This window comes from Nonomuraea sp. B208 (assembly GCF_057536035.1).
Window position 1 is genome coordinate 366,158 of sequence record NZ_BAAJOU010000014.1, and the last position, 25,842, is coordinate 391,999.

A 25,842-nucleotide genomic window follows, 5' to 3' on the forward strand; every position below is an offset into this window, starting at 1 on the left:
CTGCCCCCACAAGGACGTCTGATAGAGACCGGTCTGTCTGGGTAGCGGCAAACGGAGTCACCAGACACGGGAGTCGCGCATGAGGACGTTAGTAGGAGCCGAGCGGATGGCGGTCACCGAGGGCTGGGCGCCCGGGGACCGGCTGCACCTGTTCAACGTCGGGCCGCGCCACGCCGGCGTCGAGCTGACCTTCTGCGCGGAGGGCCGGCCGCCGCTCGGACCGTACCGCACGGTCGTGCCCGCCCAGCGGCACCAGGCGCTGTCGCTGGAGGAGCTGGCCGGGCCCGCCGTCCTGTCCCCCGCGATCTCGTACGCGGTCGTGATCGTCGCCGATGTGGACGTGCTGGTCGACCTGACCCGCGACACCCACGAGGCGAGCCGGCGCACGGCGGCGTGAGCCGGCGTTTGACGCAATCTTGCCGATCGGCCGGGCGTTGCCACGCGCTCCGGCTGGCGGCGAGCGGCTACTGTCCCTGGATCATGGGAAAGGGTAATCGCATCAGACGTCAGCGCAGGCGGCTCGACCAGCACGAGCCGGCGCGAATTCCGCCGCGGACGGGCGCGGAGGACGTGACGTCCTCGTCCGAGGAGTTCCTGACACGCCTGGACGCGTACCTGTCGGAACAGCCCGGCGCGCACGACTGCGGCGAGGGCGGCGCGCCCGCCGCGGCGACGATGCCGGAGGTGCTGGCCGCGCTCGCCGACGGGCGGGAGCTGCGCACGCGCGACCTGGCGGCGGCCGTGCTCGCCGGGCGCGGCTGCGCGTGCGCCGTCCGTACGGAGTTCAGCCAGGCGCTGCTGGACCTGCTCAAGGGCGACGGGCGGGTGCAGGGCACGTTGCGGCGGCCGTCGTACTGGTGGCGGGCGGCGTGAGGTAGCAGGTCACGGCGACGGGACCGGGGCGAGGCGTGGGAGCACGTACTCGCCCACCCGGTAGGCCTCCTCCAGATGCGGCCAGCCCGACAGCACGAACTCCGACACCCCCGCCTCGGCGTACTCCCCCAGCAGCGCGGCGACCTCGGCGTAGGAGCCGACCAGCGCCGTGCCCGCCCCCTCACGCACCAGCCCCACCCCGGCCCACAGCCCGGGATGGATCTCCAGGTCGCGGGTGGAGCCCGCGTGCAGGTCCACCATCCGGCGCTGCCCGACGGAGTCGTAGCGGGCGAAGCGGCGCTGGGCCGCCTCGACGCGGGCCGGGTCCATGCCGGCGAGCAGCCGGTCGGCCACTGCCCACGCCTCGGCGGCGGTGTCACGGGCGATGACGTGCACGCGCAGCCCGTAGCGGAGCTCGCGGCCGAGCGGCCCGGCCAGCGCCCGCAGCCGGGCGATCCGCTCGGCGACGGCGTGCGGCGGCTCGCCCCACGTGAGCACGACGTCGGCGTGCCGGGCGGCGACCTGCTCGGCCGCCGGCGAGGCGCCGCCGAAGTAGAGCGTGGGGGCCGGGTCGAGCGGCCGGGCCAGCCCGCCGCGCTCGACCCGGTAGTGCTCGCCGTGGTGGTCGAAGGGCGTGCCCGCCCATGAGCGGCGCAGCACGTGCAGGAACTCGCCGGTCCTCGCGTACCGGGCGTCGTGGTCGAGGAAGTCGCCGTAGGCGCGCTGCTCGACGGGGTCGCCACCGGTGACGACGTTGAGCAGCAGCCGCCCGCCGGAGATCTCCTGGAACGACTGCGCCTGCTGGGCGAGCAGCGTCGGCAGGGCGTACCCGGTGCGGAAGGCGACGAGCAGCTTCAGCCGTCCGGTGTGCTGGGCGAGCGCGGCGCAGACGATCCACGGGTCGGGGCAGCCCGCCCCGACGGGGGTGAGCGCGGCCTCGAACCCGGCCTGCTCGGCGGCCCGGCCCACCTGCGTCAGGTACGCGAGGCTCGCCGCCCGGTCGGCGGGGCGGAAGGCGTCGGTCGTGGTGATGGCCGAGCGGACGTCGTGGCCGTCGCCCGTCGTCGGCAGGAACCAGTGGAAACGGAGCATCCGGGCTACCTCGCCTGTTTGATGTCGTCGGTGTCATCATCGGCCGCGGCCCGGCGCACGGCCAGCGCCACGCTCTCGCGCACCGCCGGGAAGTCCGGGTGGGTGTGCGGGTCGGGCGCGTGGGGAAGGGCCGAGCGCTGGTCGAGCAGGACGCGGCCGGGCCGCCTGCTCATCACGATCAGGCGGGTGCCCAGGTAGACGGCCTCGTCCACGCTGTGCGTGACGAACAGCACGGTCGTGCCGGTGGCCTGCCAGAGCCGGCGCAGCTCCTCCTGGAGGCGTTCCCTGGTGAGCGCGTCCAGCGCGGCGAACGGCTCGTCCATGAGCAGGATCGCCGGGCCGGGGGCGAGCGCGCGGGCGATGGCGGCCCGCTGCTGCATGCCGCCCGACAGCTCGTACGGCCGCCGCTCCGCCACGTCGCCGAGCCCGACGAGCTCCAGCAGCCCGGCCGCCCGCGCCCGCCGCTCCGGCCCCGGCACGCCCGCCGTCCGCAGCCCGAACTCGACGTTGCGCCGCACGTTCAGCCAGGGGAACAGGCGCGGCTGCTGGAACACCACGCCCCGGTCGGGACCAGGACCGGTCACCGGCGCGCCGCCCACCTCGATCCGCCCGGCGGTCGGGGCCGCGAACCCGGCGACCAGCCGCAGCAGCGTGCTCTTGCCGCAGCCGGACGGCCCGACGACGGCCACGAACTCGCCCGCGTCGAACCCGGCCGTGATGTCGCGCAGCGCCTCGACGGGCTGGGCCCGCGACCAGCGGGAGCGCGGGCGGTAGGTGAGCGAGACGCCGTCGAGCCGCACGCCGGCCGCGGTGCGCGACCCGCCGGTCAGCTCATCCGCTGAACGCATCGCGCAGGTCCTTCGTGGCCAGGCCCTTCTGGAAGACCGTGAGCTCGGGCACCGACGGCAGCTTGTTCTGCGCCTTGAGGAACGTGGCCGCGTCGCGCAGGTTCTCGGCGAGCTTGCCCGGCGCGTCCGGCGTGCCGAGGTAGTCGGGCCCGGCCTGCTCCTTGCCGTCGAGCAGGATCAGCTCGTCGAGCTGCGCGGCGGCCTCGTCCGGGGCGAGGTTGAGCTGGCGGCCGACCGCGGCGGCCGCGGCCTGCTTGTCGGAGCGCACCAGTTTGACGGCCCGGTCCTGCTGGCGCAGCCAGGTCCGCAGGGTCTCGGGGTAGGAGGTCGCGAACGGGGTGCGCACCACGGCGAGGTCGGCGGTCAGCTTGCCTTCCGCGGCCAGCTCCTTGCTGGTCACCAGCGTCTTCCCGGTCTTGCGGAGCTCGCCGAGCACCGGCGTCCAGACGTAGGCGGCGTCGATGTCGCCGCGCGTCCATGCGGCCTGGATGTCCGGCGGCTCCAGGTCGACGACGGTGACGTCGGACTCGGCGAGCCCGGCCCGCTGGAGCGCGGCGAGCAGGCTGTAGTGGGCGGTGGAGGCGAACGGGGTGGCGATCTTCTTGCCCTTCAGTCCGTCGACGGAGGTCGCCTCGCGGGCGACCAGCGCCTCGTTCTCGCCGATGACGTCGAAGATCCACGGCACCTGGTACGGGATGTTCAGCGGCGCGGACAGCCCGCGGGTGACCGGGCTGCTGCCGGCCAGGCCGATGTCGATGCTCCCCGCCACCATCGCGGTGTTGACGTCGCCGCCGGAGTCGAACTTGATCCAGGTCACCTTGGTGCCCGGCAGCTCGTTCTCCAGCCAGCGCTGGTCCTTGACGATGAGGTCGCCGTTCGGGATGAGCTGGTAGCCGATGCGCAGCTCCTTGGGGCTGCCGTCGGCGTTGACGGCGGCGTTGACAGCAGGGCTCGCGCCGGTGCCGGTCGAGCAGGCGGCCAGGCAGAGGGCGAGCGCCAGGGCGGGGACGAGGCGGAGTTTCACGGGCTGGTGCCTCCGGGGGTTTCAGGCCTTGCCGCGCCAGGGCACGAGCAGGCGCTCGGTGGATTGCAGGAGCGTGTCGATGAGCAGCCCGGAGGCGCCGATGACGAGCAGGCCGAGCACGACGACGTCGGTCTGGTTGTAGCGCTGCGCGTCGCGGATCATGCCGCCGATGCCGGGGACGCCGTTGACGGTCTCGGCGGCCACGACCGTGGTGTAGGCGACCCCGACGGCCACCCGGACGCCGGTGATCACCTCGGGGAGCGCGCTGGGGAGCACCACCCGGTACGGGAGCTGCCGGCGGCGGGCGCCGAGCGAGCGGGCCGCGTACAGGTAGTCGGCGTGCACGCCGCGTACGGCGTCGGCGGTGGCCACGGCCACGGGCGGCAGCGCGGCCACGAACAGCAGCGCGACCTTCGGCGGCTCGTCGATGCCGAGCCAGATGATGAGCAGGCTGAAGTAGGCCAGCGGCGGCAGCGTCCGCACGAACGTGATGAGCGGGTTGAGCAGCGCCCGCACCGTGGGCACGAGCCCGACGACCAGGCCGAGCGCGACGCCGCCCGCGATGCCGTAGAGGCTGCCGAGCGCGATCCTGCGGAGGCTCGCCAGCAGGTGCTCCGACAGCAGGTGGCCGCCGTAGCCGCGCTGCCCGTCGTGGGTGGAGGAGGTGAGCAGGAACTGCTGCCACACCGAGCCGGGCGACGGCACGAACACCTCCGGCCAGAGGTGGGCGGCCGCGACCGCCCACCAGATCGCCCCGAGCAGGATCACGCTCGCGACCCGGAGCCCGACGCCACGGAACACCGGCTCAACCCCTATTCCCTATAAGCGACTGGTTTAGTGGGGAATACGGTAGAGGATCCGGCCCGTGCCGCGCAAGCTGCGGCTTCACCGCCTTCAGGACACGGCGAACCCCGAGAACAGCGCCAGGGCGAGCGCCAGCGCGACCACCACGTTGACCACGGTCGCCGCCGCGAACACCGCGACCGGCCGCCAGCCCGCCTCCCGCAGCGAGGCGACCCGGAACTCCAGGCCGATGCTCACGAAGGCGAGGATGAGGAACCAGGTCCGCAGGTCGTTCGCCACCCCGATCACCTCCTTGCCGTGGGCGGCGGTGACCGTGGTGAGGTACCAGGTGGCCAGCACGGAGGCGGCCACGAAGCCGAGCACGAACTTCGGGAAGCGCCGCCACAGCTCCCCCGCGCCGGGCCGGGGCGCGTCCGGCCGCCGGTCCACGCGGAAGGCGAACCAGGCCGTCAGCGCCACCACGACGACGCCGATGAGCGCGTTCTGGGTGACCTTGACGATGGTGGCGATGGCCAGCGCGTCCTCGCCGGCGAGCGCGCCCGCGGCGGTCACCGCGGCGGTGGTGTCGATGTTGCCGCCGATCCACGCGCCCGCGACCTCCGGGCTCAGCCCGAGCAGGGTGGCCAGCGCGGGCAGGACGAAGATCGACGGCAGCGCGAAGGCGATCACCAGGCTGGCGCTGTAGGCGAGCTGCTCCCGCTTGGCCTGCACGGCTCCGGCCGCCGCGATGGCGGCGCTGACCCCGCAGATCGACACGGCGGACGACAGCAGCGCCCGCAGCCGGTCGTCCAGCCCCAGCCTGCCGCCCAGCCACCAGGTGAACAGGAACACCGTGCTGATCAGCACCAGGGCCTGCACGATCGCCGGCCCGGCCGCGGTCACGATCACCTTGAGGTTGATCGACGCGCCGAGCAGCACGAGCCCGGTCTTGATGAAGAACTCGGTGCGGAACCCGCCCGACAGCCGCTCCCGCAGCCCGGCCGCGGTGAGCACCGCGTTGCCGAGCAGGCCGAGGACGATCGCGTACACGGGGAACTCGACGGCCTTGGCCAGGCCCGAGCCGGCGAACCAGGACGGGACGTTCTGCTCCAGGAAGCGGGTGGCGGCCCCGAGCAGCAGGACGGCGAGCACGCCGAGCGCGCTCCACTGCCACGTGCGGGTCGTGACGGCGGTCCCGGCGGTCATCACGGCACCAGGCCGGGCGGGATGACGCCGGCGAGGACGAGGACGAGCAGCGCCAGGCCGAGGAGGGTCGCCGCCCAGTCCTCGTTGAACGCGGTACGGCTCTCAGGAGGTTCTTCTCGGGTGCTCATGGGGGTGCCCCTCTCCGGCGGTCGGCCGATTTCAGGACACCACGGAGGACTAAACCCGTCAAGACCTACTGATTTAGTAGGTAAATCTTGGGGGTCTCAGGCCGCGACCGTCTCGTCCTCCAGCGAGGTCGCGCCCTGCTCCCAGCGGCCCAGCACGTGCTCCGCCCACAGCCGCTCGACGGCCAGGGCGCACGCCGCGCCGTACAGGATGTCGCCGGTCAGCGACGGCTCCTGCGTCGCCAGGCCGGTGCACAGGTCGTGCGCGGCGATCTGCTCGTGCACGGCGTCGGCCTGGACGTGCTCGTCGTAGAAGCGGGTGGCCTCGGCGTCCCCGCCGAGCCTGCGCAGGGCCGTGGCGTAGCGGCGGTTGGGCAGCGACGAGGTCATCTCCAGGGCGGCGAGGTGCCCGGCCAGCGCGCCGCGCAGCCGGCGGTGCAGCCCGAACAGCGACATGACGTTGGAGACGGCCAGCGTGATGCCCGGCACCCGGCCCAGGTAGGCGCCGTAGGAGGCGTCCAGGCCCAGGGCTGTCATGGTGGTGCGGAACAGCTCGGCGTGCATGCGCTCGGCCCTGCCGCCGCCGTACTCGTCGGACTGGACCTCCACCAGCGCGGCCTTGGGCCGGCCGTGCAGGCGCGGGATGCCCCAGGTGTGCGGGTCGGCCTCCTTCAGGTGGTAGATCGAGCGGTGGACGACGAACTCGCGGAACCGGTCGAGGTCGGCCTCGCGCTGGAGGTACGCCGCCAGGCCCGGCCCCTGCTGCTCGTCGTGGGCGACCAGTTCCTTGAGCGCGCGGCGTACCTGCTGGGGCGGCACCGGCTCAGGACGCGGCACGGCGTCCGCGAGCGCGGCCTCCAGGCGGCGTTCGAGCTCGCGCCGGAAGCCCAGGAGCGACGGCTGCCACTCCCAGCGGTCGTCCACCCCGACGAAGCCTCGGTAGTGCAGCTCGTAGCAGGCGAACAGGGCGAGCTGCAGGTCGCCGTCCGCCAGGGCCGTGGCGCAGGGGCCGGGGGTCGCCGGCGGCGGGTCCAGGTCGGCGGGCGGCCCGGCGAGGCGTTCGAAGAGCTCGGCGGTGAGGGGGCCGCGGGCGGCGGGCAGGTGCATCCGGCTCCGCTGCCCGGGGCCCTCACGTCCAAACCGGGCGCGCCGGGCAGCGCGGCGGTCGCGGGCCGGGCACGGCGGGACCGCGATGATGGGAGGGAAGATCACGATGACAGGAGCCACACATGCAGATCGGTGTCGTCTTCCCGCAGTCCGAGATCGGCGCGGACCCGGGCGCCGTACGCGCCTACGGCCGGCGCGTCGAGGAGCTGGGCTTTCGCCACGTGCTCGCCTACGACCACGTCGTGGGCGCCGACCCGGCCGTGCACCAGGGCTGGAGCGGCCCCTATGACGTGCACACCACCTTCCACGAGCCGATGGTGATGTTCGGCTACCTGGCCGCGCTGACGTCGCTGGAGCTGGTCACCGGCATCATCATCCTGCCGCAGCGGCAGACGGTGCTGGCCGCCAAGCAGGCCGCCGAGGTCGACCTGCTGACCGGCGGACGCTTCCGCATGGGCGTGGGGCTGGGCTGGAACCACGTCGAGTACGAAGCGCTCGGCGCGGACTTCGGCACCCGCGGCAAGCGGATCGAGGAGCAGGTCGCGCTGATGCGCAAACTCTGGTGCGAGCAGACGGTCACCTTCGAGGGCGAGCACCACCGGGTGAGCGCCGCCGGGCTCGCGCCGCTGCCGGTGCAGCGGCCGATCCCGGTCTGGTTCGGCGCGCAGTCGCCCCCGGCCTACCGGCGGGCGGGGCGGCTGGCCGACGGCTGGTTCCCCCAGATGTCCCCGGGGCCGGAGCTCGACCAGGCCAAGGCCATGGTCGAGGAGGCCGCCACGCAGGCCGGCCGCGACCCGTCCGGGCTCGGCATGGAGGGCCGGGCGGGGTGGACGGGCGACGCCGAGGCGCTGGCGGACCTCGCCGGGCGCTGGCGGGAGGCGGGCGCGACGCACCTCTCGATCAACACGATGGGGGCGGGCCTCGGCCCGGTCGAGGGACACCTGGAAGCCCTGGAGGAGGCCGCCGCCGCGCTCGGGCTGGGACGCGGCTGAGAGCACACCCGCGCGTTACCTTCGCCGCCCCTCATGGGGATTTCGTGACCGGGGAATTACGCAGGTCAGGGGGGTGTTGTACCGTCCAGTGAGCGTGGCCGCGACCTCAGCCTCAGAGCGAGTGACCACCGGGCCGCGCTCGCCCGCGTCCGCCTCGCGGACGCCATGTTCGATCCCACTCCCACCGCGGGCGTCCGATGCCCGCGGCCGCTGAATCCGCCACTGGCGGAACCGGGGACCCGTTCTCGACCGGGGTGAATCGGCACGTCCGCGTGCCGTAGGGCAGCTTCCGCACGCCCGAACCCGTCAGCTAACCCGGTAAGCGGCATGGAAGCGCAAAGGAGCAAGCCCCTCATGGCCATCAGCCGTTTCATCCGTGCCCCCAAGCTGAACGCCGCCAAGCTGGCGCTGAGCGGGGCCCTCGCCGTCTCCGCCCTGGGCGCCACCGCCGCCGTGACCGCGGCCGCCGACAGCGCCCCCGCGCAGCCCGCGGCCGCCGCCGCCCAGCAGGGCGTCAGCAACCGCGACGCGCGCGTGAACGTCACCGCCCAGCAGGTCCTCGACCTCGCCCGCGCCCAGGTCGGCACGTCCGAGAACGCCGACGGCGGCGGCACCAAGTTCCAGCAGTGGTACGCCGACTCGGCCCGCGCCGGCGAGACCGTCCAGCGCGACGGCGGCAACAGGAACGCCTACCTGGACGCCCCCTGGTGCTCGATGTTCGTCTCCTGGGTCGGCGAGCAGACCGGCGCCCGCACCCAGGTCGGCTGGGACGCCTACACCGTCGCCCACGCCAAGTGGTTCGCCGCCAACGACCGCTGGGGCACCGAGGCCAAGCCCGGCGCCGTCGTGTTCTTCTCCTGGAGCGGCAGCAAGAGCCTGAGCGCCATCAACCACGTCGGTTTCGTCGTCAAGGACAACGGCGACGGCACGATCTCCACGATCGAGGGCAACACCGGCAACGGCAAGGTCGAGGAGCGGGTCCGCCCGACCTCCCAGGTCGTCGGCTACGGCTACCCGAACTACGCCGCCTGACCCGCTCACTCCTCCGGCGGCCAGTTCCTGAGCACCGCGTCGAGGGCGTCGAGGGTCCGCGCCCAGGACACGTCCACCTCGCGCGGGGTGCGGGCGAAACCGCCCTGCGTCTCCAGGCTGACGAAACCGTGGAAGGTGCTGTGCAGCATGCGCACGGCGTCGGTCTGGGCGGGCTCGGGCAGGTCGTAGCCGCGCAGGATGGCCCTGGTCATCTCGGCGTGCCGGCGGGCGGCGCTGGCGTAGGCGGTCTCGTCGTCGAGCTCGATCTGTCCGGCGGCGTACCGGCCGGGGTGCTCCTTGGCGTAGCCGCGGTAGGCGTCGGCGAAGGCCACCAGCGCGTCCTTGCCGGCGCGGCCGGCGAGGGCGGCGGCGGCCCGCTCGGCGAGCTCGGCCAGGGCGAGGACCGCCACCCGCACCCGCAGCTCCTGGGCGTCCCTGACGTGGGAGTAGAGCGCGGCGGGCTTGACGCCGAACCGGCGGGCGAGCGCCGACACCGTCAGGTTGTGGAAGCCGAGCTCGTCGGCCAGCTCCGCCGCCGCCCGGGTCAGGCGTTCCGCGGTCAGTCCCGCTCGTGCCACGCGCCCTCCATCACTTAAAGCCTTTAAGCATTTGCATAATAGCATTAAGGAAACTAGCCTCGCCGCTCATGAGACCTCTCACCGAGCGCGAGATCCGCGCGTCCCTCATCAACTGCTCGAAGGGTGAGGCCAAGCGCGCAGGCGTGCCGAAGGACCTGCCCGACCAGCCCTGGGACGACCTCGACTTCCTCGGCTGGCGGGATCCGGGCGCGCCCGATCGCGCCTACCTGGTGGCCGAGCGCGACGGCGCCCTCGTCGGGGTGGCGCTCCGCGTGACCTCGGGCGCGGCCCGCGGCTTCACCGCGCGCAGCATGTGCTCGCTCTGCCTGACCACGCACACCAACGGCGGCGTCGCGCTCATGAGCGCCCGCCGCACCGGCGAGGCGGGCCGTCAGGGCAACTCCGTCGGCCAGTACATGTGCGCCGACCTCGCCTGCTCCCTCTACCTGCGCGGCACGAGGGAGGCCGCGGGCGGCGGCGTCATCGACGAGTCCCTCACCTTGGAGGACAAGCTCGCCCGCACCCGGACGAACCTGTACGCCTTCCTGGACAAGGTGGCCGCGAGAGCCGCATGAGCCGGTCAGACCGCGGGGCCGCGGCTCCTGAAGGAGGCACGGTAGGACTGCGGGGTGACGCCGACGACCCGCTTGAACCGCTCGCGGAACGCCGTCGCCGAGGTGAACCCGGCCTGCGCCGCGACCCGCTCGACGCCGTGGTCCGTGGTCTCCAGCAGGAGCTGGGCCCGCCGCACCCGGGCGCGCAGCAGCCACTGCAGCGGCGTGGTGCCGGTCTGCTCGCGGAAGCGGCGGCCGAAGGTGCGCTCGCTCATCCCGGCCCGCGCGGCCATGCCGGCCGGCGTCAGCTCGCCGGCGAGGTTGTCCTCGATCCAGGACAGCACCGGCTCCAGCAGTGAGCCGCGCGGCGCCGGCGGCCGGGCGTGCGTGACGAACTGCGCCTGCCCGCCCTCGCGTTCCAGCGGCGTCACCGCCAGGCGGGCCGCGTCGGCGGCGACCGCCGAGCCGAGGTCGCGCCGGATCAGGTGCAGGCACAGGTCGAGCCCCGCGGCGGCGCCCGCGGAGGTGAGGATCTGGCCGTTGTCCACGTAGAGGACGTCCGGCCGCACGTCCACCAGCGGGTACGCCTCCGCCAGCCGCGCCGCCGCGGCCCAGTGCGTGGTGGCGCTGAGCCCGTCGAGCAGCCCGGCGGCGGCCAGGGTGAACGCCCCCACGCAGATGGAGGCGATCCTGACGCCGCCCGCGGCCGCGGCGCGCAACGCCTCCAGCGCGGCCGGGTCGGGCGGGGCGGCCCCCTCGGAGCAGCCGGGCACGACGATCGTGTCCGCCTCGCGCAGCGCCTCCAGGCCGTGCGGGGCGACGATGGTGAAGGCGTCGCTCGCGACCTGCGGCGTCACCGCGCAGACCAGCACGCGGTACGCCCGCCGCCCGTCCACCCGGACCCGCCCGAACACCTCGACCGGCGTCGCCAGGTCGGCCGCCACCACCTGGTCCAGCGCCAGAACCGCCACCGTGTGCATGCGGGACACCGTAGGCGGTGGCGGGAACCCGTGGGAAATTGTCGTTCCAGCCACTGGGCCGGGCGGCGGGCCGGCCCTAGCGTTCCCCCGTGTCCAACCTCATGCCGATCCTCATGCCGGTCCTCATGCCGATCCTCATCGGGATCGTCTGCGTCTGCCTGCTCTCCCTGATCCCCGACCCGCACCGCCGCCGGGCCAACGCCGTGCTGGTGGCCGGCGCGGGCGCCGCGTACCTGAGCGGCGGCGGGCTCGGGTACGCCGAGTTCGTCCTGCCTGTCGTCATGACCTACGTCGCCTTCCGCGGCCTCGACAGCTGGACGTGGATCGGCGTCGGCTGGCTGCTCCACACGGCCTGGGACGTCCTTCACCACCTGAACGCCAGCCCCATCCTCGCCTTCGCCGGCGACTCCTCCTTCGGCTGCGCCGTCTGCGACCCGGTCATCGCGCTGTGGTGCCTCGCGGGCGGCCCGCCGGTGCTCGCCCGGCTACGCGACCGGCTGCGCCGGACCGCCCCCGCCGCTTAGGCGCGCCCCGAACGACCGGAGGGCGGCACGGAAACGCTCCGGCTCCTCGACGGTGAAGGGGACGTCCAGGAAGGCGAGGCGGAGCAGCAGCCACTGCCAGGTGTCGAGCGCCAGCACGGCCCTGGTCCGCCGCTCCCCCAGGGCCTCCAGGTCGGCGTCCTCGTAGGCGAACGCGTCGGCGACGTCGGCCAATGACGCCTCGACGGTGAGGACGACCCGCTCGCGGTCCTTGCCGAGCCCCTGGCGCAGGTAGTCGAGCGCGGTCTCGGCGGGCAGGGGGCGGGGCTCGTACGTGCTGGTCGAGGTGCGCAGGCCGGTGACGCGGTCGAGGCGGAAGACCCGCCAGTCGTCCTTGGCGGTGTCGCGGGCCAGCAGGTACCAGCGCAGGTTGTGGTGCACGTGCCGGTAGGGCTCGGCCCGCCGGGAGGTGACCGCGCCGTCCCTGCCGGTGTAGTCGAAGGTGACGACGAGCCGGCGCTGGATCGCCTCGGCCAGCTCGGCCAGGACGTCGGCGCTGACGCTCGGGGCCCGCGCGGTGCTGGTCTCCAGGCTCGCCCGGAGCTGGGCGGCCCGGTGCCGCAGCCGCTTCGGCAGGAACTGGTCGACCTTGCCGTAGGCGCGGGTGGCGGCCTCGTCCACGCTGCCCTCGGCGGCGCGGCCGGTCGCGGCCAGGGTGGCGAGGCCGAGGAGGGTGGCGATCGCCTCGTCGTCGTCGAGCACCAGCGGCGGCAGCGCGCTGCCCGCCACCAGCCGGTAGTGGCCGCCGGGGCCGGGGCGCGTCCGCACCGGGTAGCCGTAGGCGCGCAGGCGGTCGACGTCGCGGCGCAGGGTGCGGGGGCTGACGCCGAGCCGGGCCACGAGCTCGTCGGCGGTGAACGCCCGGCCGGTCTGCAACGTGGCGAGCAGGGCGAGGATGCGCTGGGTGACGTCCGCCATGCCTCCAGTCTCTCCCGGGACGCGGCCAGGAAGTGGCCACATCTGTTCGTAGCGTCGTACGCATGCCGAAGTTCATCCGCATCCGGGGCGCCCGGACCAACAACCTGAAGAACCTGGACGTGGACCTCCAGCGCGGCCGGCTGACCGTGTTCGCCGGGGTGTCGGGGTCGGGCAAGTCGTCGCTGGTGTTCGACACGATCGCCGCCGAGGCGGGGCACCAGCTCAACGAGACGTTCCCGCCGTTCACCCGCAACCGGCTGCCGCGGTGGACCCGTCCCGAGACCGACGAGATCGCCGGGCTCTCCCCCGTCGTGCTCATCGACCAGCGTCGGATCGGCGGGAACGCCCGTTCCACGGTCGGCACGATCACCGACGCCTGGACGTACCTGCGGCTGCTGTTCTCCCGGGTCGGCACGCCGTACGTGGGCGAGTCCAACCGGTTCTCCTTCAACGACCCCGCCGGGATGTGCCCGTCCTGCTCCGGGCTCGGCGAGATCGTCGTGAGCGCCGTCGAACGGTTCCTGGACCTGGACAAATCGCTCGCCGACGGGGCGATCCTGCTGCCGGGGTTCGGCAACGGCGGCTACTGGTACAGCCAGTACGCCGACATCGGCGCCTTCGACCCCGCCACCCCGCTGCGCGACTGGACGCCCGACGAGCGCGCGGCGCTGCTGTACGGCGGCGAGCACGCCGCCCGGCTCGGCGCCCGGCCGCCGAAGGACTACGAGGGCGTGGTCGAGCGCTTCGAACGCATCTACCTGCACACCTCCGACGACCTGTCCGACCGCAAGCGGGAGACCATCGAGCGCTTCACCCGGTCGCAGACCTGCCCCGACTGCCACGGCGACCGCCTCAACGAGGCCGCCCGCACCGCGACGGTCCTCGGCCGCACGATCGGCGAGATGGCCCGCATGGAGATCACCGAGCTCGCCGCCCTGGTCGAAGAGGTGAGCGACCCGGCCGTCGCGCCGGTCGTGGCGGCACTCGGCGACAAGCTGCGCGCCATGATCACCATCGGGCTCGGCTACCTGCACCTCGGCCGCGCCACCCCCACGCTGTCCGGCGGGGAGTCGCAGCGCGTCAAGACCGTCAAGCACCTGGGCAGCAGCCTGGTCGAGATGCTGTACGTCTTCGACGAGCCCACCGTCGGGCTGCACCCGCACGACATCGCCTCCATGACCGCCCTGCTGCAGCGGCTGCGCGACAAGGGCAACACCGTCCTGGTCGTCGAGCACGACCCCGCCGTCATGGCGATCGCCGACGAGATCGTCGAGATCGGCCCGGACGCGGGCGCCGGCGGCGGGCGGCTGGTGTTCCAGGGCTCCTTCGACGGTCTCCGGTCGGCCGGCACCGCCACCTCGGCGGCCCTCGCCGCCCGTACGCCGCTCAACACCGCGCCGCGCCCGCCCAAGGGCGTGATCACGGTGACCGGCGCCACCCGCAACAACCTCCAGAACCTGACCGTGGACGTCCCGGCCCAGGTGCTCACCGTGCTGACCGGGGTCGCCGGCTCGGGCAAGTCCAGCCTCGCCGCCGAACTGGTCGCCCAGCACGACGCGATCGTCCTCGACCAGCGGCCGGTCAGCGTCAACCGCCGCTCCACCCCCGTCACCTACACCGGGATCGCCGGGGCCGTACGCAAACTGTTCGCCCGGCACAGCGGCCTGCCCGCCGGGATGTTCAGCGCGAACTCGGCCGGCGCCTGCCCCGACTGCAAGGGCCTCGGCGTGATCTACACGGACCTCGCCTTCATGGACGGCCAGGAGAACGTCTGCGAGACCTGCCACGGCCGGCGCTTCACCGACGAGGTGCTCCGGCACCGGGTGAACGGCCTGTCCATCGCCGACCTCGACGACCTGACCATCGCCGACGCCCTCGACCGGCTGCCCGACCGGCACATCCGCGACGGGCTGCGCCACCTCGACCGGGCCGGCCTCGGCTACCTGCGCCTCGGCCAGCCGCTCACCACGCTGTCCGGGGGCGAGTGCCAGCGGGTGAAGATGGCGCGGGAGCTGCGCGAGGCCACCGAACCGGCGCTCTACGTCCTGGACGAGCCCACCACGGGCCTGCACCTGCGCGACATCGCCGCCCTGCTCGGCGTCCTCGACCAGCTCGTGGAGCAGGGGCACACGGTGGTCGTCATCGAGCACAACCTGGACGTCATCCGGCACGCCGACTGGATCATCGATCTCGGCCCCGGCCCGGGCCGGCACGGAGGCCGCATCCTCTACCAGGGCCCGGTCACCGACCTCAAGGGCACGGCCACCGCCGCGGCCCTCCACGCGGACTGACAGATCCTCCGGCAGGGCTACCTTCCGCGCGCGGTTTCGGGTCGAATGGGTGATGTGACCTCGTGGCGAGCGCGGCTTCGGCGGGCTCTGGCCGGGCCGGCCGGTGTGGCCGCCGAGCTGGCCCCGCCCGTCGCGGCTCTGCTCACCGCGGCACTTCTCGGCCTGGCCCTGCTCGCCGTGGTCGGGCTCGTGGGGGCCGCGCTCGCCTGGGCGGGCGGCCCGGGCTGGTGGCGGCCTGTCCTGGAACGGCTGCCGGCTCACCTGGTGCCGCCGTACGCGCCGGAGGACCTTCCGCCGCTGGCGATGGCCGTCCTCGCGGTGGCCTGCTTCCTGTTCGGGGCCGGGTGCCGGCTGCGCCGCCGCGCCGCAACGGAGTCCGTCGACACGCTGCTGCGACGGGTCAGCGCCTGGGGGGTCGTTCTCGGGCTGCTGCTGGCCTCGGGCAGCCTGGTATACGCCGACGCCCGGTCCATCGAGGCCGCGCCGGAGCGGCGCGGCGCCGACGGCTACGCGGAGGCCGTACGGCGGCTCGGCTCAGGGGAGGCCGAGGTCCGGCTGGCCGCGATCCACACGCTCCGGCGCCTGGCGCGGGAGTCGGAGCGGGACCGCGTGACGACCGCCGACGTCATGGCCGCGTACGTGCGCGAGCACGGCTCGGCGGGGCAGGCCGGGCGGCCGGCCGCCGACGTGCAGACGGCCCTGACCGTGCTCGGCAGCGTCCACGACGTCGCGGACGCCGGGCGCGACTGGGTGTGCGGCTGCGACCTGGCGCGCATCAGGGTGCCGGGCGCGGAGCTGAGCGGCCTGAACCTTGGCGTCGCCGTCCTGACCTCGGCGGACCTGCGCGGGGCCCGGCTGAGCGGGGCGAACCTGGACCACGCCGACCTGACCCGCGCCGACCTGCGGGGAGCGCTGCTGGACGGGGCGGATCTGCCGTACGCGGTCCTGTTCATGGCGGACCTCGGCGGCGCGGACCTGCACGGCGCCTACCTGCGCGGCGCGGACCTGTTCCAGACGGACCTGGGCAACTCCTCCCTGCGCCGGGCAGACCTGCGCGGGGTGGACCTGTTCCAGGCGGACCTGCGCGGGGCCGACCTACGCGGCGCGGACCTGACCGGGGCGAGCCTCAACGGCGCGGACCTGCGTGGCGCGGACCTGCGTACGGCGATCCTGCGCGGAGCCGACCTGCGTACGGCGATCCTGCGCCACGCGGACCTGAAGGGCGCGGACCTGACGAACGCGAAGCTGAGCGGGGCGGACCTGAGCGGTGCGAAGACCGGCGGCAGGACGAAGCTGTCCCACGGAAGTCAGGTCGTGCCGGTGGGCACCCAGTAGCGGCGCTTCCGCTCGGTCACGTCGATCAGCCGCCCGCCGTTGGCCTCGATGACCCGCCGGGAGGCGACGTTCGACAGGTCGCACAGCACCAGCGCCTCGCCGATGCCCAGCGCCCGCGCGATCGGCAGCGCCGCGCCGAGCATCGCCGTCGCATGCCCCCTCCGGCGGGCGCTGGGCCGTACGTCGTAGCCGATGTGGCCGCCGAGCTCCGTCAGCGCGGGCGTCAGCCGGTGGCGGATGGCGAGCCGGCCCAGGAAGCGGTCGCCGTCCACCCACCACAGCGTGGTCATCGGCACGAACCCGGGCCGCACCCCCGCCTGGGTGCGCTCGGCGAGCACGCGGGCGACGTACGCCTCGAACGCGTCCGGCTCGGCCGGCGTCGGCGTGTCCACGTCCGACACGAACCACGACAGCGGGTAGTCGGTGTCGGCCCGGAACTCGGCCAGCGCGGCCAGGAACGACTGACGGAACGTGGCGGCCGGGTCTACGAAGCGGGGCATGCCGTCATCATGCCCGGAGGGGACGGCCGACGTCGTGGAGGTGGCGCAGGGCCTGGCTCCAGGAGGCGATCAGGCCGCATTCGGCGTACTCGACGCCCAGCTCGCGGCAGTACTCGCGGACGATGGGCCGGGCCAGGCGCAGGTTCGGGGACGGCATGCCGGGGAACAGGTGGTGCTCGATCTGGTGGTTCAGGCCGCCGAGCGCGATGTCCAGGAGACGGCCGCCGGTGACGTTCCTGGAGGTCAGGACCTGGCGGCGGAGAAAGTCCAGCTCGTCCTGCGCGGTCAGCACGGGCATGCCCTTGTGGTTGGGGGCGAACGTGCACCCCAGGTAGACGCCGTAGCACGCCTGGTGGACGAGCAGGAACACCAGCGCCTTGGCGGGCGGCAGGACCAGGAACAGCGCGCCCACGTAGGCCACGACGTGCGCGACCAGCAGCAGCCCTTCGGCCGGGCGGTTCTTCAGCGTCGGGCGGCGCAGCGCGCGGAAGCTCGACACCTTCAGGTTGAACCCTTCGAGGGTGAGCAGCGGGAAGAACAGCCACGCCTGCCACCGCCCGACGAACCGGGCCAGCCCGCGCGCCGTCTCGGCCTGCCCGCGTGACCAGATGAGCACGTCGGGCGCCACGTCGGGGTCGTGGTCCTCGTGGTTGGGGTTGGCGTGGTGGCGGGTGTGCTTGTCCATCCACCAGCCGTAGCTGAGCCCGACGGCCAGGTTGCCGACCAGCAGCCCCGCGATCCTGCTGGTCCGCCGCGAGCGCGAGATCTGGCCGTGCGCGAGGTCGTGGGCCAGCAGCGTGACCTGGGCGAAGGCCACGGCCAGCAGCACCGCCACCGGGAGCTGCCACCAGGTGTCCCCCACGACGGCGAACACCGCCCAGCTGCCCGCGAACAGCGCGGCGACCAGCCCTATCCGGACGGCGTAGTAACCGGGCCGCCGCTCCAGTAAGCCGGCCTCGGCTATGCGGCGCGACAGCCGGGCGAAGTCGCTGCCCCGTTGCGGTCGGTCGAGGTCTACAACACTCACATCAGCCTCCGATGCCGGCGAAGTCGTCCCAATGATGATCTCTTGCCAGCATCGCGAGAACCAGAGGGTACGCGGACCCCCGCTGTCACCCCTTCCTCAGGTAGGGCCAGCCCTACCGCCGTCCCTGGGAGGATTCGCCGGGCGGCGTGCGGAAAGAGCGAAGGTGAACGCGGGCCTGGAGGGCACATGGACGAGTTCGTGCCGGAGCTGATGGAGTGCGAGACCACGGTGGCGGGCTACCGCCGGGCGGCCTCCCTGGCCAACGCGCTGCTGGGGCGCGGCTGGGCGCTACTGGCCGAGGTGACGCCCACCGGCCCCGACCGGCGCGGGGAGCGGGACCGGTGGCACGTCAAGGTGATCGCGGCGCCGGGCGCGGCCGGCAGCGTGGCACGGTGCCTCGAGGAGGCCGGCCCCGGCGGTGAGGTCACCGTGCGCGCGCTCGCCCGCGGTCTCGACGACTTCCTCGGCGAGCTGCTCGGCGGGCCGGGCGGGGACTAACCGCCGTCGCGCATCCTGCCGGTGGCGATGAACTCGACGGCGACCCGGTAGAAGCTCGCGATCGACTCGCCGCCCTCCAGGCCGTCACGGAGCTGCTTGCGCACTTTGGTGAACGGGAAGGCCGTGCTGCCGTCGGGCAGGGCCACGCCCCACCCGCCGTCGTCCCGCCAGTGCCAGTGCCCGCCCGCGCCCGCCGCGACGCACGCGCCCAGGTAGGATCCGAGCACGTTCACCAGGCCCTCCGCCTGGTCCGGGTCGAAGCCGGGCTGGGCCCGCCGGCGCTCGATGAAGCCTTCCACCCACCGGACGGACTCCTCGTCGAGGCCGAAGTCGATGCCGCTGATCGGGCCGAGCTGCTCGATCGCGAGGTCGACGTTCCGCTGGATCGTCCGGAGCTCCTCATCGTCCATGCGTGGATGGTGGCAGCGCCCGGCGCGTGCGTTCAAACGATTAACGGACTCAGCTCGCGTACCTGTCCGTCACGGTCCTGGGGCTCGGCGCCTTGATCGAGACCTTGCCGCCCCAGCCGGTGTAGCGGGTCTCGACGTTGATGATGCTGCCCTCGAAGTCGGAGTAGAGACGGTCCACGCCCTTGGCGCGGAACGAGCTGTACAGCCTGGTCGGCAGCCCGGACGGGGCCAGCGTCAGCGTGTACGAGATCGGCGTCGCGGCGGCCCAGGCGCTCAGGCCGGAGCCGGCGAACCACGGGGAGACCTTGGTCAGCGCGGCGAACGTGATCGTGCCGGTGACCTTGCTCCCCTCCCTCTTGCCCTTCTTCAGCAGCGCCGACAGCGTCGTCGGCTCGGCGGGGTTGAGCACCTGCAGGTAGACGCCGGGCATCGCGCCGCCGCCCTTGACGCCGAGCCAGCTCTTGCCCTTGGGCAGGAGCTCGGCGAGCAAGCCGCCCTTGTAGTACGTCCTCCCGCCGGTGGAGATCACCCGCTCCTCGGTGTCGTCCCAGGCGGTGATGGTGAGGTCGTAGTTCAGCCCCTTCCTGGCGAACTGCAGCACGCCCTTGTTCTCGTACGCGTGGAGCGTGTCGGTGCCGTCGGACCACTCGGCCGTCTCGGTGAACCGCACGCCGTGGCCGGGGACCAGCTTGGCCTTCAGCGCCCGTACGGGGTCCTTGGGCGCCGCCTGCGCGGGTGCGGCGGTCACCAGGAACATGCCGCACACCGCTAACGCGGTGATCGTTTTCTTCATCATGACGGACGATCATGCCACGGCCGCACCGCCGAGGTCAGTAGCCGGGGAACACGCGGCGGAGCAGGTCGAGGTCGGCGGCACCCGTCGTGGTCACGCCGTCCGGGGTGTGCCGCGGCGCGAGGCGGCCGGAGATCAGGCGCAGCCAGGACTCGGCGGGCAGGGCGAGGGTGCCGTCCGGCTGCTCGGGAACGTCGAAGTCGACGCCGATCGGCGGCCTCAGCCGCAGCACGAAGACGGACTCGGGGGCGGTGGTGGTGACCTGGAGGTCCAGGGTGCGGCCGTCGAGCCGGTCGACCTTGCCGATCCAGGCGAACAGGTCGGGCCCCTGGTGCAGCAGGGCGGCCGTCGCGTCGGGGGCGAGCGTGGCGTGCTCGTCGAAGGCGACGCGGACGTCCCAGGAGTGCAGGGCGAGCTCGTTGAGCCGCATCCGGCTCAGGGTGGCGACGTCGACCGGGGCGGGCATGAAGCCCAGATCGACGCGGAGCTCGTCGCGGGTGGAGGCGTCCAGGGACTCGTAGAGGGCGGTCAGGGCCTCGTCGGCCTGGAGGAAGCCGTCGGCGCGCTCCCGCCGGGTCATGGCGTCCCATCTGTCCCAGACGCTCTGGTTGAAGTCGTGGCCGGGGCCGGGAGCGCCGTCGAGCGCGGCCCGCAGGACGGTCAGCGCGATCTCGGCGCCGCTGCCCAGGTGGCTGACGACCTGGGAGATGTCCCATTCCGCGGCGGCCGAGGGCCTGGCCAGGTCCTCGTCGGCGAGTCCGGACACCAGCCCGGACAGCTCGTCGTGTCCGGTCCGCAGTGCGGCGATGGCCGTGTCGGCGCTGCTCATCGCGTCTCCCAGGCGTTGAGGCGGGCAGGTGCTCCCGCCTGAGGCGGGCAGGTGCTCCCGCTCAAACTACCGCCCGCGCCGGGCTTGATCATCAGCGGCCCGGCGGCCTACACGTTGCGCAGGACCGACACCACGACGCCCAGCACCACGGCCTCGTCGCCGTCGATGTCGGCGTAGGCCGGGTTGCGCGCCTCGAGCAGGACGTGGCCGCCGCGGCGGCGGAACACCTTGACGGTGGCCTCCCCGTCGATCATGGCGGCGACGATCTGGCCGGAGTGCGCCTCGGGCTGCCGGCGCACCACGACGAGGTCGCCGTCGCAGATCGCGGCGTCGATCATCGAGTCGCCGCGCACCCGCAGCGCGAACACGGTGCCCCGGCCCGTCAGGTCGCGCGGCAGGGTGAGCAGGTCGTCCACGTGCTGCTCGGCGAGGATGGGCGTGCCCGCGGCGATGTCGCCGACCACGGGCACGCTCACCAGCTCGCTCGCCGTCTCCGGCGCGGGCTCGCGCAGGAACAGGCGTACGTCGATCGGGCGGGTCATCGTGTCGGCCCGGCGGAGGAACCCCTTCTCCTCCAGGCTCTTCAGATGCTTCGAGACCGACGACGGCGAGCGCAGCCCGACCGCCCGGCCGAGCTCGCGGGTGCTCGGCGGATAGCCGTGCCGGACCACGTGGTCGCGGATCGCCGCCAGGATCCGCTGCTGGCGCGGCGGCAGGGCCGAGGCGTTCAGGTGCTCGAACGCGTCGAGATCGTCGTAGGCGGTCACCTGCGACATCGTAGCCCGGCGCCGCCCGCCGGGCTCAATCGCGCTTGCTGATGCGGATCATGTTGCCCGCCGGGTCGCGGAAGGCGCAGTCGCGCACCCCGTACGGCTGGTCGGTCGGCTCCTGCATCACCTCGGCGCCGGTGGCCTGCAGCTTGTCGAAGACGGCGTCGACGTCGTCGGCGGCCAGCAGGATGCCGCCGTAGGTCCCCTTGGCCATCATCTCGGTGATGACGCGCTGCTCCTCCTCGGTGACGCCGGGGTCGGCGCCGGGCGGGTAGAGCACGATGGAGGTCTCGGGCTGTCCGGGCGGGCCGACGGTGATCCAGCGCATGCCGCCGTGGCCGACGTCCTTGCGGATCTCGAAGCCGAGGGTGTCGCGGTAGAAGGCGAGGGCGGCCTCGGGATCGTCGTGCGGCAGGAAGCTCGCGTTGATGGTGATGTCCATGTCCGTCACGCTAACGGCGGCCCCTCGGCCGGTGCTTCTCGATTCCTGACCGGCCTGGTGACCTGCTTGGCCACGCACGACGGCATGCCCTCCGTCGCCTCCGCCGCCTGCCGCCGGTAGGTGCTCGGCGGCACGCCGACGAGCTCGGCGAAGCGGGTGCTGAAGGTGCCGAGCGAGGAGCAGCCGACCTCGAAGCAGACCTCGGTGACGGTGAGGTCGCCGCGGCGCAGCAGCGCCATCGCGCGCTCGATGCGCCGCGTCATCAGGTACGAGTAGGGGGACTCCCCGTAGGCGCGCCGGAACTCGCGGCTGAGGTGCCCTGACGACATGTTCACGCCGCGGGCGAGCGCCTCGACGTCGAGCGGCTGGGCGTACTCGCGGTCGATGCGGTCGCGGACGCGGCGCAGCAGCGCGAGCAGGCGCAGCCGCTGCTGCTGCGCCGCGTCCTCGGGCCCTGATTGGTTCGGTCGCACGATGCCATCTTCCCGAGCCGGTCTCCGGCTCGTCCACCTGGCCCCGGCGGCCAGGACAGTGATCAGGCGCCGACGTACGCCGCCAGGTGCTCGCCGGTGAGGGTCGAGCGGGCGGCGACGAGGTCGGCCGGGGTGCCCTCGAAGACGATCCGGCCGCCGTCGTGGCCGGCGCCGGGGCCGAGGTCGATGATCCAGTCGGCGTGCGCCATCACCGCCTGGTGGTGCTCGATGACGATGACCGACTTGCCGCTGTCGACGAGCCGGTCGAGCAGGCCGAGCAGGTGCTCGACGTCGGCGAGGTGCAGGCCCGTGGTGGGCTCGTCGAGGACGTAGACGCCGCCCTTCTCCCCCATGTGGGTGGCCAGCTTGAGCCGCTGCCGCTCGCCGCCGGACAGCGTGGTGAGCGGCTGGCCGAGGCTGAGGTAGCCGAGCCCGACGTCGGCGAGCCTGCGCAGGATGGCGTGCGCGGCCGGGATGCGGGTCTCGCCCGCCGCGAAGAACTCCTCGGCCTCGCTCACCGGCATGGCCAGCACCTCGCTGATGTCCCGGCCGCCGAGGCGGTGCTCCAGCACCGCGGCCTGGAAGCGCCTGCCTTCGCACTCCTCGCAGGTGGTGCTGACGCCGGCCATCATCCCGAGGTCGGTGTAGACGACGCCGGCGCCGTTGCAGGCGGGGCAGGCGCCCTCGGAGTTGGCGCTGAACAGCGCCGGCTTCACGCCGTTGGCCTTCGCGAACGCCTTGCGGATCGGTTCGAGCAGCCCGGTGTAGGTGGCCGGGTTGCTCCGCCGCGAGCCGCGGATCGGCGTCTGGTCGACGGCCACCACCCCGTCCCTGCGCGCGACCGAGCCGTGGATGAGCGAGCTCTTGCCCGATCCGGCGACGCCGGTCACCACGACCAGCACGCCGAGCGGGATGTCGACGTTCACGTCCCGCAGGTTGTGCAGGCGGGCGCCGCGCACCTCCAGCGCTCCCGACGGCTCGCGCACCGACGCCTTGAGCGCGGCCCGGTCGTCCAGGTGCCGGCCGGTCAGCGTGCCGGCGGCGCGCAGCCCGTCCACGCTGCCCTCGTACACGACCTCGCCGCCGCCGGTGCCCGCGCCGGGGCCGAGGTCGACGACGTGGTCGGCGATGGCGATCATCTCGGGCTTGTGCTCGACGACCAGGACGGTGTTGCCCTTGTCGCGCAGCCGCCGCAGCAGCGTGTTCATGCGCTCGATGTCGTGCGGGTGCAGGCCGATCGACGGCTCGTCGAAGACGTACGTGACGTCGGTGAGCGACGAGCCCAGATGCCTGATCATCTTGACCCGCTGCGCCTCGCCGCCGGACAGCGTGCCCGAGGGACGGTCCAGGCTGAGGTAGCCGAGCCCGATCTCCACGAACGAGTCCAGCGTGTGCCGCAGCGCGGCCAGCAGCGGCGCGACGGACGGCTCGTCCAGGCCGCTCACCCATTCGGCCAGGTCGCTGATCTGCATGGCGCAGAGGTCGGCGATGTTCACGCCGTGGATCTTCGAGGAGCGCGCGGCCTCGCTCAGCCGGCTGCCGTCGCACTCGGGGCAGGTCGTGAAGGTGACCGCCCGGTCCACGAACGCCCGGATGTGCGGCTGCATCGCCTCGCGGTCCTTGGACAGGAACGACTTCTGGATCTTCGGGATCAGACCTTCGAGCGTGAGGTTGACGCCCTCGACCTTCACCTTGGTCGGCTCACGGTAGAGGAAGTCCCGCAGCTCCTTCTCGGTGAAGTCGCGGATCGGCTTGTTCGGGTCGAACAGCCCCGACTCGGCGTAGACCCGGACGGTGAAGAAGCTGTCGGACTTCCAGCCGGGGATGGTGAACGCGCCTTCGGCGAGCGACTTGGAGTCGTCGTAGAGCTGGGTGAGGTCGATGTCGGAGACCGTGCCCCGGCCTTCGCAGCGCGGGCACATGCCGCCGGTGAGGGTGAAGTTCTGCTTCACGGTCTTGCCGCCGCCGCGTTCGACGGTGATCGCGCCGCTGGCCCGTACGGACGGGACGTTGAAGGAGAACGCCTGCGGCGAGCCGACGTGCGGCTTCCCGAGCCGGCTGAACAGGATGCGCAGCATCGCGTTGGCGTCGGTGGCCGTGCCGACCGTGGAGCGCGGGTCGGCGCCCATGCGCTGCTGGTCGACGATGATGGCCGTGGTCAGCCCGTCGAGCACGTCGACCTCGGGCCGGGCCAGCGTCGGCATGAAGCCCTGCACGAAGGCGCTGTAGGTCTCGTTGATCAGCCGCTGCGACTCGGCCGCGATCGTGTCGAACACCAGGGAGCTCTTGCCCGAGCCCGACACGCCGGTGAACACCGTCAGCCGGCGTTTGGGGATCGCGACGCTCACGTCCTTGAGGTTGTTCTCGCGGGCGCCGTGCACCCGGATCAGGTCGTGGCCGTCGGCGAGGTGCGACGCGGCTTCCGTACGGGTGTCCATGCTCATCGTGTCTCCGTGGGGTCGTCGCCCGGCTCGGGTCAGTGCACCTTACCTACCTCGGCGCGGCCCCGGGGCGCCCGGTCACGGTAGCCGGAGGGCGAGGGAGGCCGCTTCTCGATTCCTGACCCGTGGCGCGGACGTCCGCCGGGACGGACGGTGTGGCGCAGGTCACTGTCACAAGCCTGGGGCGGGCGGCATCTCGTGTTCGCCCAATGAGCGATGTGGAGGAATCATCATGAACGCAGCACTGGACACCCTGCGCCGCGACTTCGGCGGCGACGTGATCGGCCCGGACGACGCCGGCTACGCCGCCGCCGCCCGATCGCTGCTGGTGCCGGGCAGTCCCGCCCTCGTCCTGCGGCCCAAGACCGTCGCCGACGTGCGGGCGGGCGTGCGCTGCGCCGCCGACACGGGGCTGCCGCTGTCGGTGCGCGGCGGCGGGCACGGCTTCGCCGGCTTCGCCACGAACGACGGCGGCGTGGTGCTCGACCTGGCCCATCTGGCGCAGGTCGAGCTCGTGGACGAGCGGCGTCACCTCGTACGGATCGGCGGCGGCGCCACCTGGGGCCAGGTCGCCGACGCCCTCGCCCCGCACGGCCTGGCGATCTCCTCGGGCGACACCAGGAGCGTCGGCGTCGGCGGGCTGACGCTGAGCGGCGGCATCGGCTGGAAGGTCCGCAAGTACGGCCTGGCCCTGGACAGCCTGGTCGCCGCCGAGGTGGTCACGGCCGCCGGGGAGGTCGTGCGGGCGAGCGCCGAGGAGAATCCCGAGCTGTTCTGGGCGCTTCGCGGCGGCGGCGGCAACTTCGGGGTCGTGACGGCGTTCGTGTTCGCGGCCCACCCGACGACGGACGTCTTCCACGGCACGATCGCCTTCCCTGCGGCGGAGGCGGCCACGGTGCTCCAGGGGTGGGCGGAGCACCTGCGTACCGCGCCCGAGGAGCTGACCTCCGTCGCCGACTTCGCGAACCCCTTCGCGGGCGGCCCGCAGGCGCCGGTGCAGGTCCACGTCGCCTTCGACGGGGACGACGCGCGGCTCGCGGCGCGGGCGATCGACCCGCTCCGCCGGCTCGGCACGGTGACCGGCGACGGCGTCACGCTGAAGCCGTACGCGGAGACGCTCGTGGAGGGCCTGGTGCCGCCGCCCGGCATCCGGCTCGTGACGCGCAGCGGGTTCGCCGGGGCGGCGGCGGTGCCCGAGGTGCTGCGCGTGCTGGTCACGGCGGGGGCGGCGGAGGGGGCGCCGCTCATCTCCGTACGCGCGGTCGGCGGCGCGGTGGCCCGGGTGCCAGCCGACGCCACCGCGTACGCGCACCGCGACGCCGCGCTGATGGTCGTGACCACGAGCGCGGGCCCCGAGCCGGTGCTCGCGGCGGGCCGAC

The 25,842-nt window shown here is 73.3% G+C and carries 29 protein-coding genes and 1 riboswitch; of the genes, 10 read left to right on the forward strand and 19 right to left on the reverse strand.

What is annotated here, in order from left to right:
* Nucleotides 1–79 precede the first annotated feature (79 nt).
* Both AC27IY_RS12330 and AC27IY_RS12335 read left to right on the forward strand, forming a co-directional pair.
* Complete coding sequence (locus tag AC27IY_RS12330) at nucleotides 80–397, forward strand: sensory rhodopsin transducer (RefSeq protein WP_344216104.1); 318 nt, start codon at nucleotides 80–82, stop codon at nucleotides 395–397.
* An 83-nt stretch (nucleotides 398–480) separates the two neighbouring features.
* Complete coding sequence (locus AC27IY_RS12335) at nucleotides 481–873, forward strand: hypothetical protein (protein ID WP_371247443.1); 393 nt, start codon at nucleotides 481–483, stop codon at nucleotides 871–873.
* A gap of 9 nt (nucleotides 874–882) precedes the next feature.
* Here the strand turns inward: AC27IY_RS12335 and AC27IY_RS12340 are convergent, their stop codons facing one another.
* The 7 genes from AC27IY_RS12340 to AC27IY_RS12370 all read right to left on the reverse strand — a co-directional run bounded on the left by AC27IY_RS12340 (nucleotide 883) and on the right by AC27IY_RS12370 (nucleotide 7,163).
* Nucleotides 883–1,965 (reverse strand): LLM class flavin-dependent oxidoreductase, encoded by a 1,083-nt coding sequence (locus AC27IY_RS12340; RefSeq protein ID WP_487178023.1) that lies wholly within the window; start codon nucleotides 1,963–1,965, stop codon nucleotides 883–885.
* A 5-nt stretch (nucleotides 1,966–1,970) separates the two neighbouring features.
* Nucleotides 1,971–2,813, reverse strand: a complete 843-nt coding sequence (locus AC27IY_RS12345; protein WP_423448036.1) for an ABC transporter ATP-binding protein — start codon at nucleotides 2,811–2,813, stop codon at nucleotides 1,971–1,973.
* Nucleotides 2,797–3,837, reverse strand: coding sequence for a taurine ABC transporter substrate-binding protein (locus AC27IY_RS12350; protein ID WP_487178024.1), 1,041 nt, complete (start codon nucleotides 3,835–3,837; stop codon nucleotides 2,797–2,799). Before AC27IY_RS12350 ends, AC27IY_RS12345 begins: the two co-directional genes overlap by 17 nt.
* A gap of 21 nt (nucleotides 3,838–3,858) precedes the next feature.
* Nucleotides 3,859–4,638: an ABC transporter permease gene (locus tag AC27IY_RS12355; RefSeq protein ID WP_487178025.1), complete on the reverse strand. Its 780-nt coding sequence runs from the start codon at nucleotides 4,636–4,638 to the stop codon at nucleotides 3,859–3,861.
* Between the two features lie 93 nt (nucleotides 4,639–4,731).
* Nucleotides 4,732–5,826, reverse strand: a complete 1,095-nt coding sequence (locus AC27IY_RS12360; RefSeq protein WP_423448039.1) for a YeiH family protein — start codon at nucleotides 5,824–5,826, stop codon at nucleotides 4,732–4,734.
* Nucleotides 5,826–5,954, reverse strand: a complete 129-nt coding sequence (locus AC27IY_RS12365; RefSeq protein WP_281249601.1) for a hypothetical protein — start codon at nucleotides 5,952–5,954, stop codon at nucleotides 5,826–5,828. The genes AC27IY_RS12360 and AC27IY_RS12365 overlap by 1 nt, the downstream gene beginning before the upstream one ends.
* A gap of 96 nt (nucleotides 5,955–6,050) precedes the next feature.
* Nucleotides 6,051–7,163 carry an iron-containing redox enzyme family protein gene (locus AC27IY_RS12370; protein WP_487178026.1) on the reverse strand — a complete coding sequence of 371 codons (1,113 nt, stop codon included), beginning with the start codon at nucleotides 7,161–7,163 and terminating at the stop codon, nucleotides 6,051–6,053.
* A gap of 17 nt (nucleotides 7,164–7,180) precedes the next feature.
* Here AC27IY_RS12370 and AC27IY_RS12375 point away from each other — a divergent pair, with 17 nt between their 5' ends.
* Nucleotides 7,181–8,050 carry an LLM class F420-dependent oxidoreductase gene (locus tag AC27IY_RS12375; RefSeq protein WP_487178027.1) on the forward strand — a complete coding sequence of 290 codons (870 nt, stop codon included), beginning with the start codon at nucleotides 7,181–7,183 and terminating at the stop codon, nucleotides 8,048–8,050.
* Between the two features lie 198 nt (nucleotides 8,051–8,248).
* Nucleotides 8,249–8,390: riboswitch (cyclic di-AMP (ydaO/yuaA leader) on the forward strand.
* Nucleotides 8,391–8,404: 14 nt separating this feature from the next.
* Nucleotides 8,405–9,082, forward strand: coding sequence for a CHAP domain-containing protein (locus AC27IY_RS12380; protein ID WP_487178028.1), 678 nt, complete (start codon nucleotides 8,405–8,407; stop codon nucleotides 9,080–9,082).
* A 5-nt stretch (nucleotides 9,083–9,087) separates the two neighbouring features.
* On the opposite strand, the gene AC27IY_RS12385 is transcribed toward AC27IY_RS12380, so the two are convergent.
* Complete coding sequence (locus AC27IY_RS12385) at nucleotides 9,088–9,660, reverse strand: TetR/AcrR family transcriptional regulator (RefSeq protein ID WP_344216125.1); 573 nt, start codon at nucleotides 9,658–9,660, stop codon at nucleotides 9,088–9,090.
* Between the two features lie 68 nt (nucleotides 9,661–9,728).
* Between AC27IY_RS12385 and AC27IY_RS12390 the strand changes: the two genes are divergently transcribed.
* A complete protein-coding gene (locus AC27IY_RS12390; protein WP_487178029.1) occupies nucleotides 9,729–10,235 on the forward strand; it encodes an FBP domain-containing protein in 507 nt (168 codons plus the stop codon).
* Between the two features lie 5 nt (nucleotides 10,236–10,240).
* Here AC27IY_RS12390 and AC27IY_RS12395 read toward each other — a convergent pair whose 3' ends face one another.
* Nucleotides 10,241–11,194 (reverse strand): GlxA family transcriptional regulator, encoded by a 954-nt coding sequence (locus AC27IY_RS12395; protein WP_487178030.1) that lies wholly within the window; start codon nucleotides 11,192–11,194, stop codon nucleotides 10,241–10,243.
* Between the two features lie 89 nt (nucleotides 11,195–11,283).
* On the opposite strand from AC27IY_RS12395, the gene AC27IY_RS12400 reads away from it, so the two are divergent.
* Nucleotides 11,284–11,718, forward strand: coding sequence for a DUF6010 family protein (locus AC27IY_RS12400; RefSeq protein WP_487178031.1), 435 nt, complete (start codon nucleotides 11,284–11,286; stop codon nucleotides 11,716–11,718).
* Here the strand turns inward: AC27IY_RS12400 and AC27IY_RS12405 are convergent.
* Nucleotides 11,680–12,654, reverse strand: coding sequence for a helix-turn-helix transcriptional regulator (locus AC27IY_RS12405; RefSeq protein WP_344216133.1), 975 nt, complete (start codon nucleotides 12,652–12,654; stop codon nucleotides 11,680–11,682). The two genes, AC27IY_RS12400 and AC27IY_RS12405, sit on opposite strands and share 39 nt — an antisense overlap.
* Nucleotides 12,655–12,716: 62 nt before the next feature.
* Here AC27IY_RS12405 and AC27IY_RS12410 point away from each other — a divergent pair, with 62 nt between their 5' ends.
* Nucleotides 12,717–14,945 (forward strand): ATP-binding cassette domain-containing protein, encoded by a 2,229-nt coding sequence (locus AC27IY_RS12410; RefSeq protein WP_487178033.1) that lies wholly within the window; start codon nucleotides 12,717–12,719, stop codon nucleotides 14,943–14,945.
* Between the two features lie 54 nt (nucleotides 14,946–14,999).
* Nucleotides 15,000–16,280, forward strand: coding sequence for a pentapeptide repeat-containing protein (locus AC27IY_RS12415; protein WP_487178034.1), 1,281 nt, complete (start codon nucleotides 15,000–15,002; stop codon nucleotides 16,278–16,280).
* Here AC27IY_RS12415 and AC27IY_RS12420 read toward each other — a convergent pair.
* Nucleotides 16,253–16,780, reverse strand: a complete 528-nt coding sequence (locus AC27IY_RS12420) for a GNAT family N-acetyltransferase (protein WP_487178035.1) — start codon at nucleotides 16,778–16,780, stop codon at nucleotides 16,253–16,255. The genes AC27IY_RS12415 and AC27IY_RS12420 overlap by 28 nt on opposite strands.
* 7 nt (nucleotides 16,781–16,787) lie before the next feature.
* Entirely contained in the window at nucleotides 16,788–17,807 is a 1,020-nt protein-coding gene (locus AC27IY_RS12425; protein WP_487178036.1) for a fatty acid desaturase family protein, read from the reverse strand.
* 186 nt (nucleotides 17,808–17,993) lie between these two features.
* Here AC27IY_RS12425 and AC27IY_RS12430 point away from each other — a divergent pair, with 186 nt between their 5' ends.
* Nucleotides 17,994–18,305, forward strand: a complete 312-nt coding sequence (locus tag AC27IY_RS12430; protein ID WP_423471021.1) for a hypothetical protein — start codon at nucleotides 17,994–17,996, stop codon at nucleotides 18,303–18,305.
* Here the strand turns inward: AC27IY_RS12430 and AC27IY_RS12435 are convergent.
* The 7 genes from AC27IY_RS12435 to AC27IY_RS12465 form a co-directional block, all read right to left on the reverse strand.
* Entirely contained in the window at nucleotides 18,302–18,715 is a 414-nt protein-coding gene (locus tag AC27IY_RS12435; RefSeq protein WP_423448051.1) for a hypothetical protein, read from the reverse strand. The genes AC27IY_RS12430 and AC27IY_RS12435 overlap by 4 nt on opposite strands.
* A 49-nt stretch (nucleotides 18,716–18,764) precedes the next feature.
* Complete coding sequence (locus tag AC27IY_RS12440; RefSeq protein ID WP_487178037.1) at nucleotides 18,765–19,511, reverse strand: hypothetical protein; 747 nt, start codon at nucleotides 19,509–19,511, stop codon at nucleotides 18,765–18,767.
* Between the two features lie 34 nt (nucleotides 19,512–19,545).
* Nucleotides 19,546–20,337, reverse strand: a complete 792-nt coding sequence (locus tag AC27IY_RS12445; protein WP_487178038.1) for a maleylpyruvate isomerase family mycothiol-dependent enzyme — start codon at nucleotides 20,335–20,337, stop codon at nucleotides 19,546–19,548.
* 107 nt (nucleotides 20,338–20,444) lie between these two features.
* The gene (gene lexA, locus AC27IY_RS12450; protein ID WP_449952965.1) at nucleotides 20,445–21,113 is read right to left on the reverse strand and encodes a transcriptional repressor LexA; all 669 of its coding nucleotides are present in this window, start codon (nucleotides 21,111–21,113) and stop codon (nucleotides 20,445–20,447) included.
* A 25-nt stretch (nucleotides 21,114–21,138) separates the two neighbouring features.
* The gene (locus AC27IY_RS12455) at nucleotides 21,139–21,549 is read right to left on the reverse strand and encodes a VOC family protein (protein WP_344216153.1); all 411 of its coding nucleotides are present in this window, start codon (nucleotides 21,547–21,549) and stop codon (nucleotides 21,139–21,141) included.
* A 5-nt stretch (nucleotides 21,550–21,554) separates the two neighbouring features.
* Nucleotides 21,555–22,022 carry a helix-turn-helix transcriptional regulator gene (locus AC27IY_RS12460; protein WP_423448054.1) on the reverse strand — a complete coding sequence of 156 codons (468 nt, stop codon included), beginning with the start codon at nucleotides 22,020–22,022 and terminating at the stop codon, nucleotides 21,555–21,557.
* A 62-nt stretch (nucleotides 22,023–22,084) separates the two neighbouring features.
* Nucleotides 22,085–24,460 carry an ATP-binding cassette domain-containing protein gene (locus AC27IY_RS12465; RefSeq protein ID WP_487178044.1) on the reverse strand — a complete coding sequence of 792 codons (2,376 nt, stop codon included), beginning with the start codon at nucleotides 24,458–24,460 and terminating at the stop codon, nucleotides 22,085–22,087.
* 235 nt (nucleotides 24,461–24,695) lie between these two features.
* On the opposite strand from AC27IY_RS12465, the gene AC27IY_RS12470 reads away from it, so the two are divergent.
* Nucleotides 24,696–25,842, forward strand: a 1,147-nt coding sequence (locus AC27IY_RS12470) for an FAD-binding oxidoreductase (RefSeq protein WP_487178039.1), incomplete at its 3' end; no start/stop codon positions are given.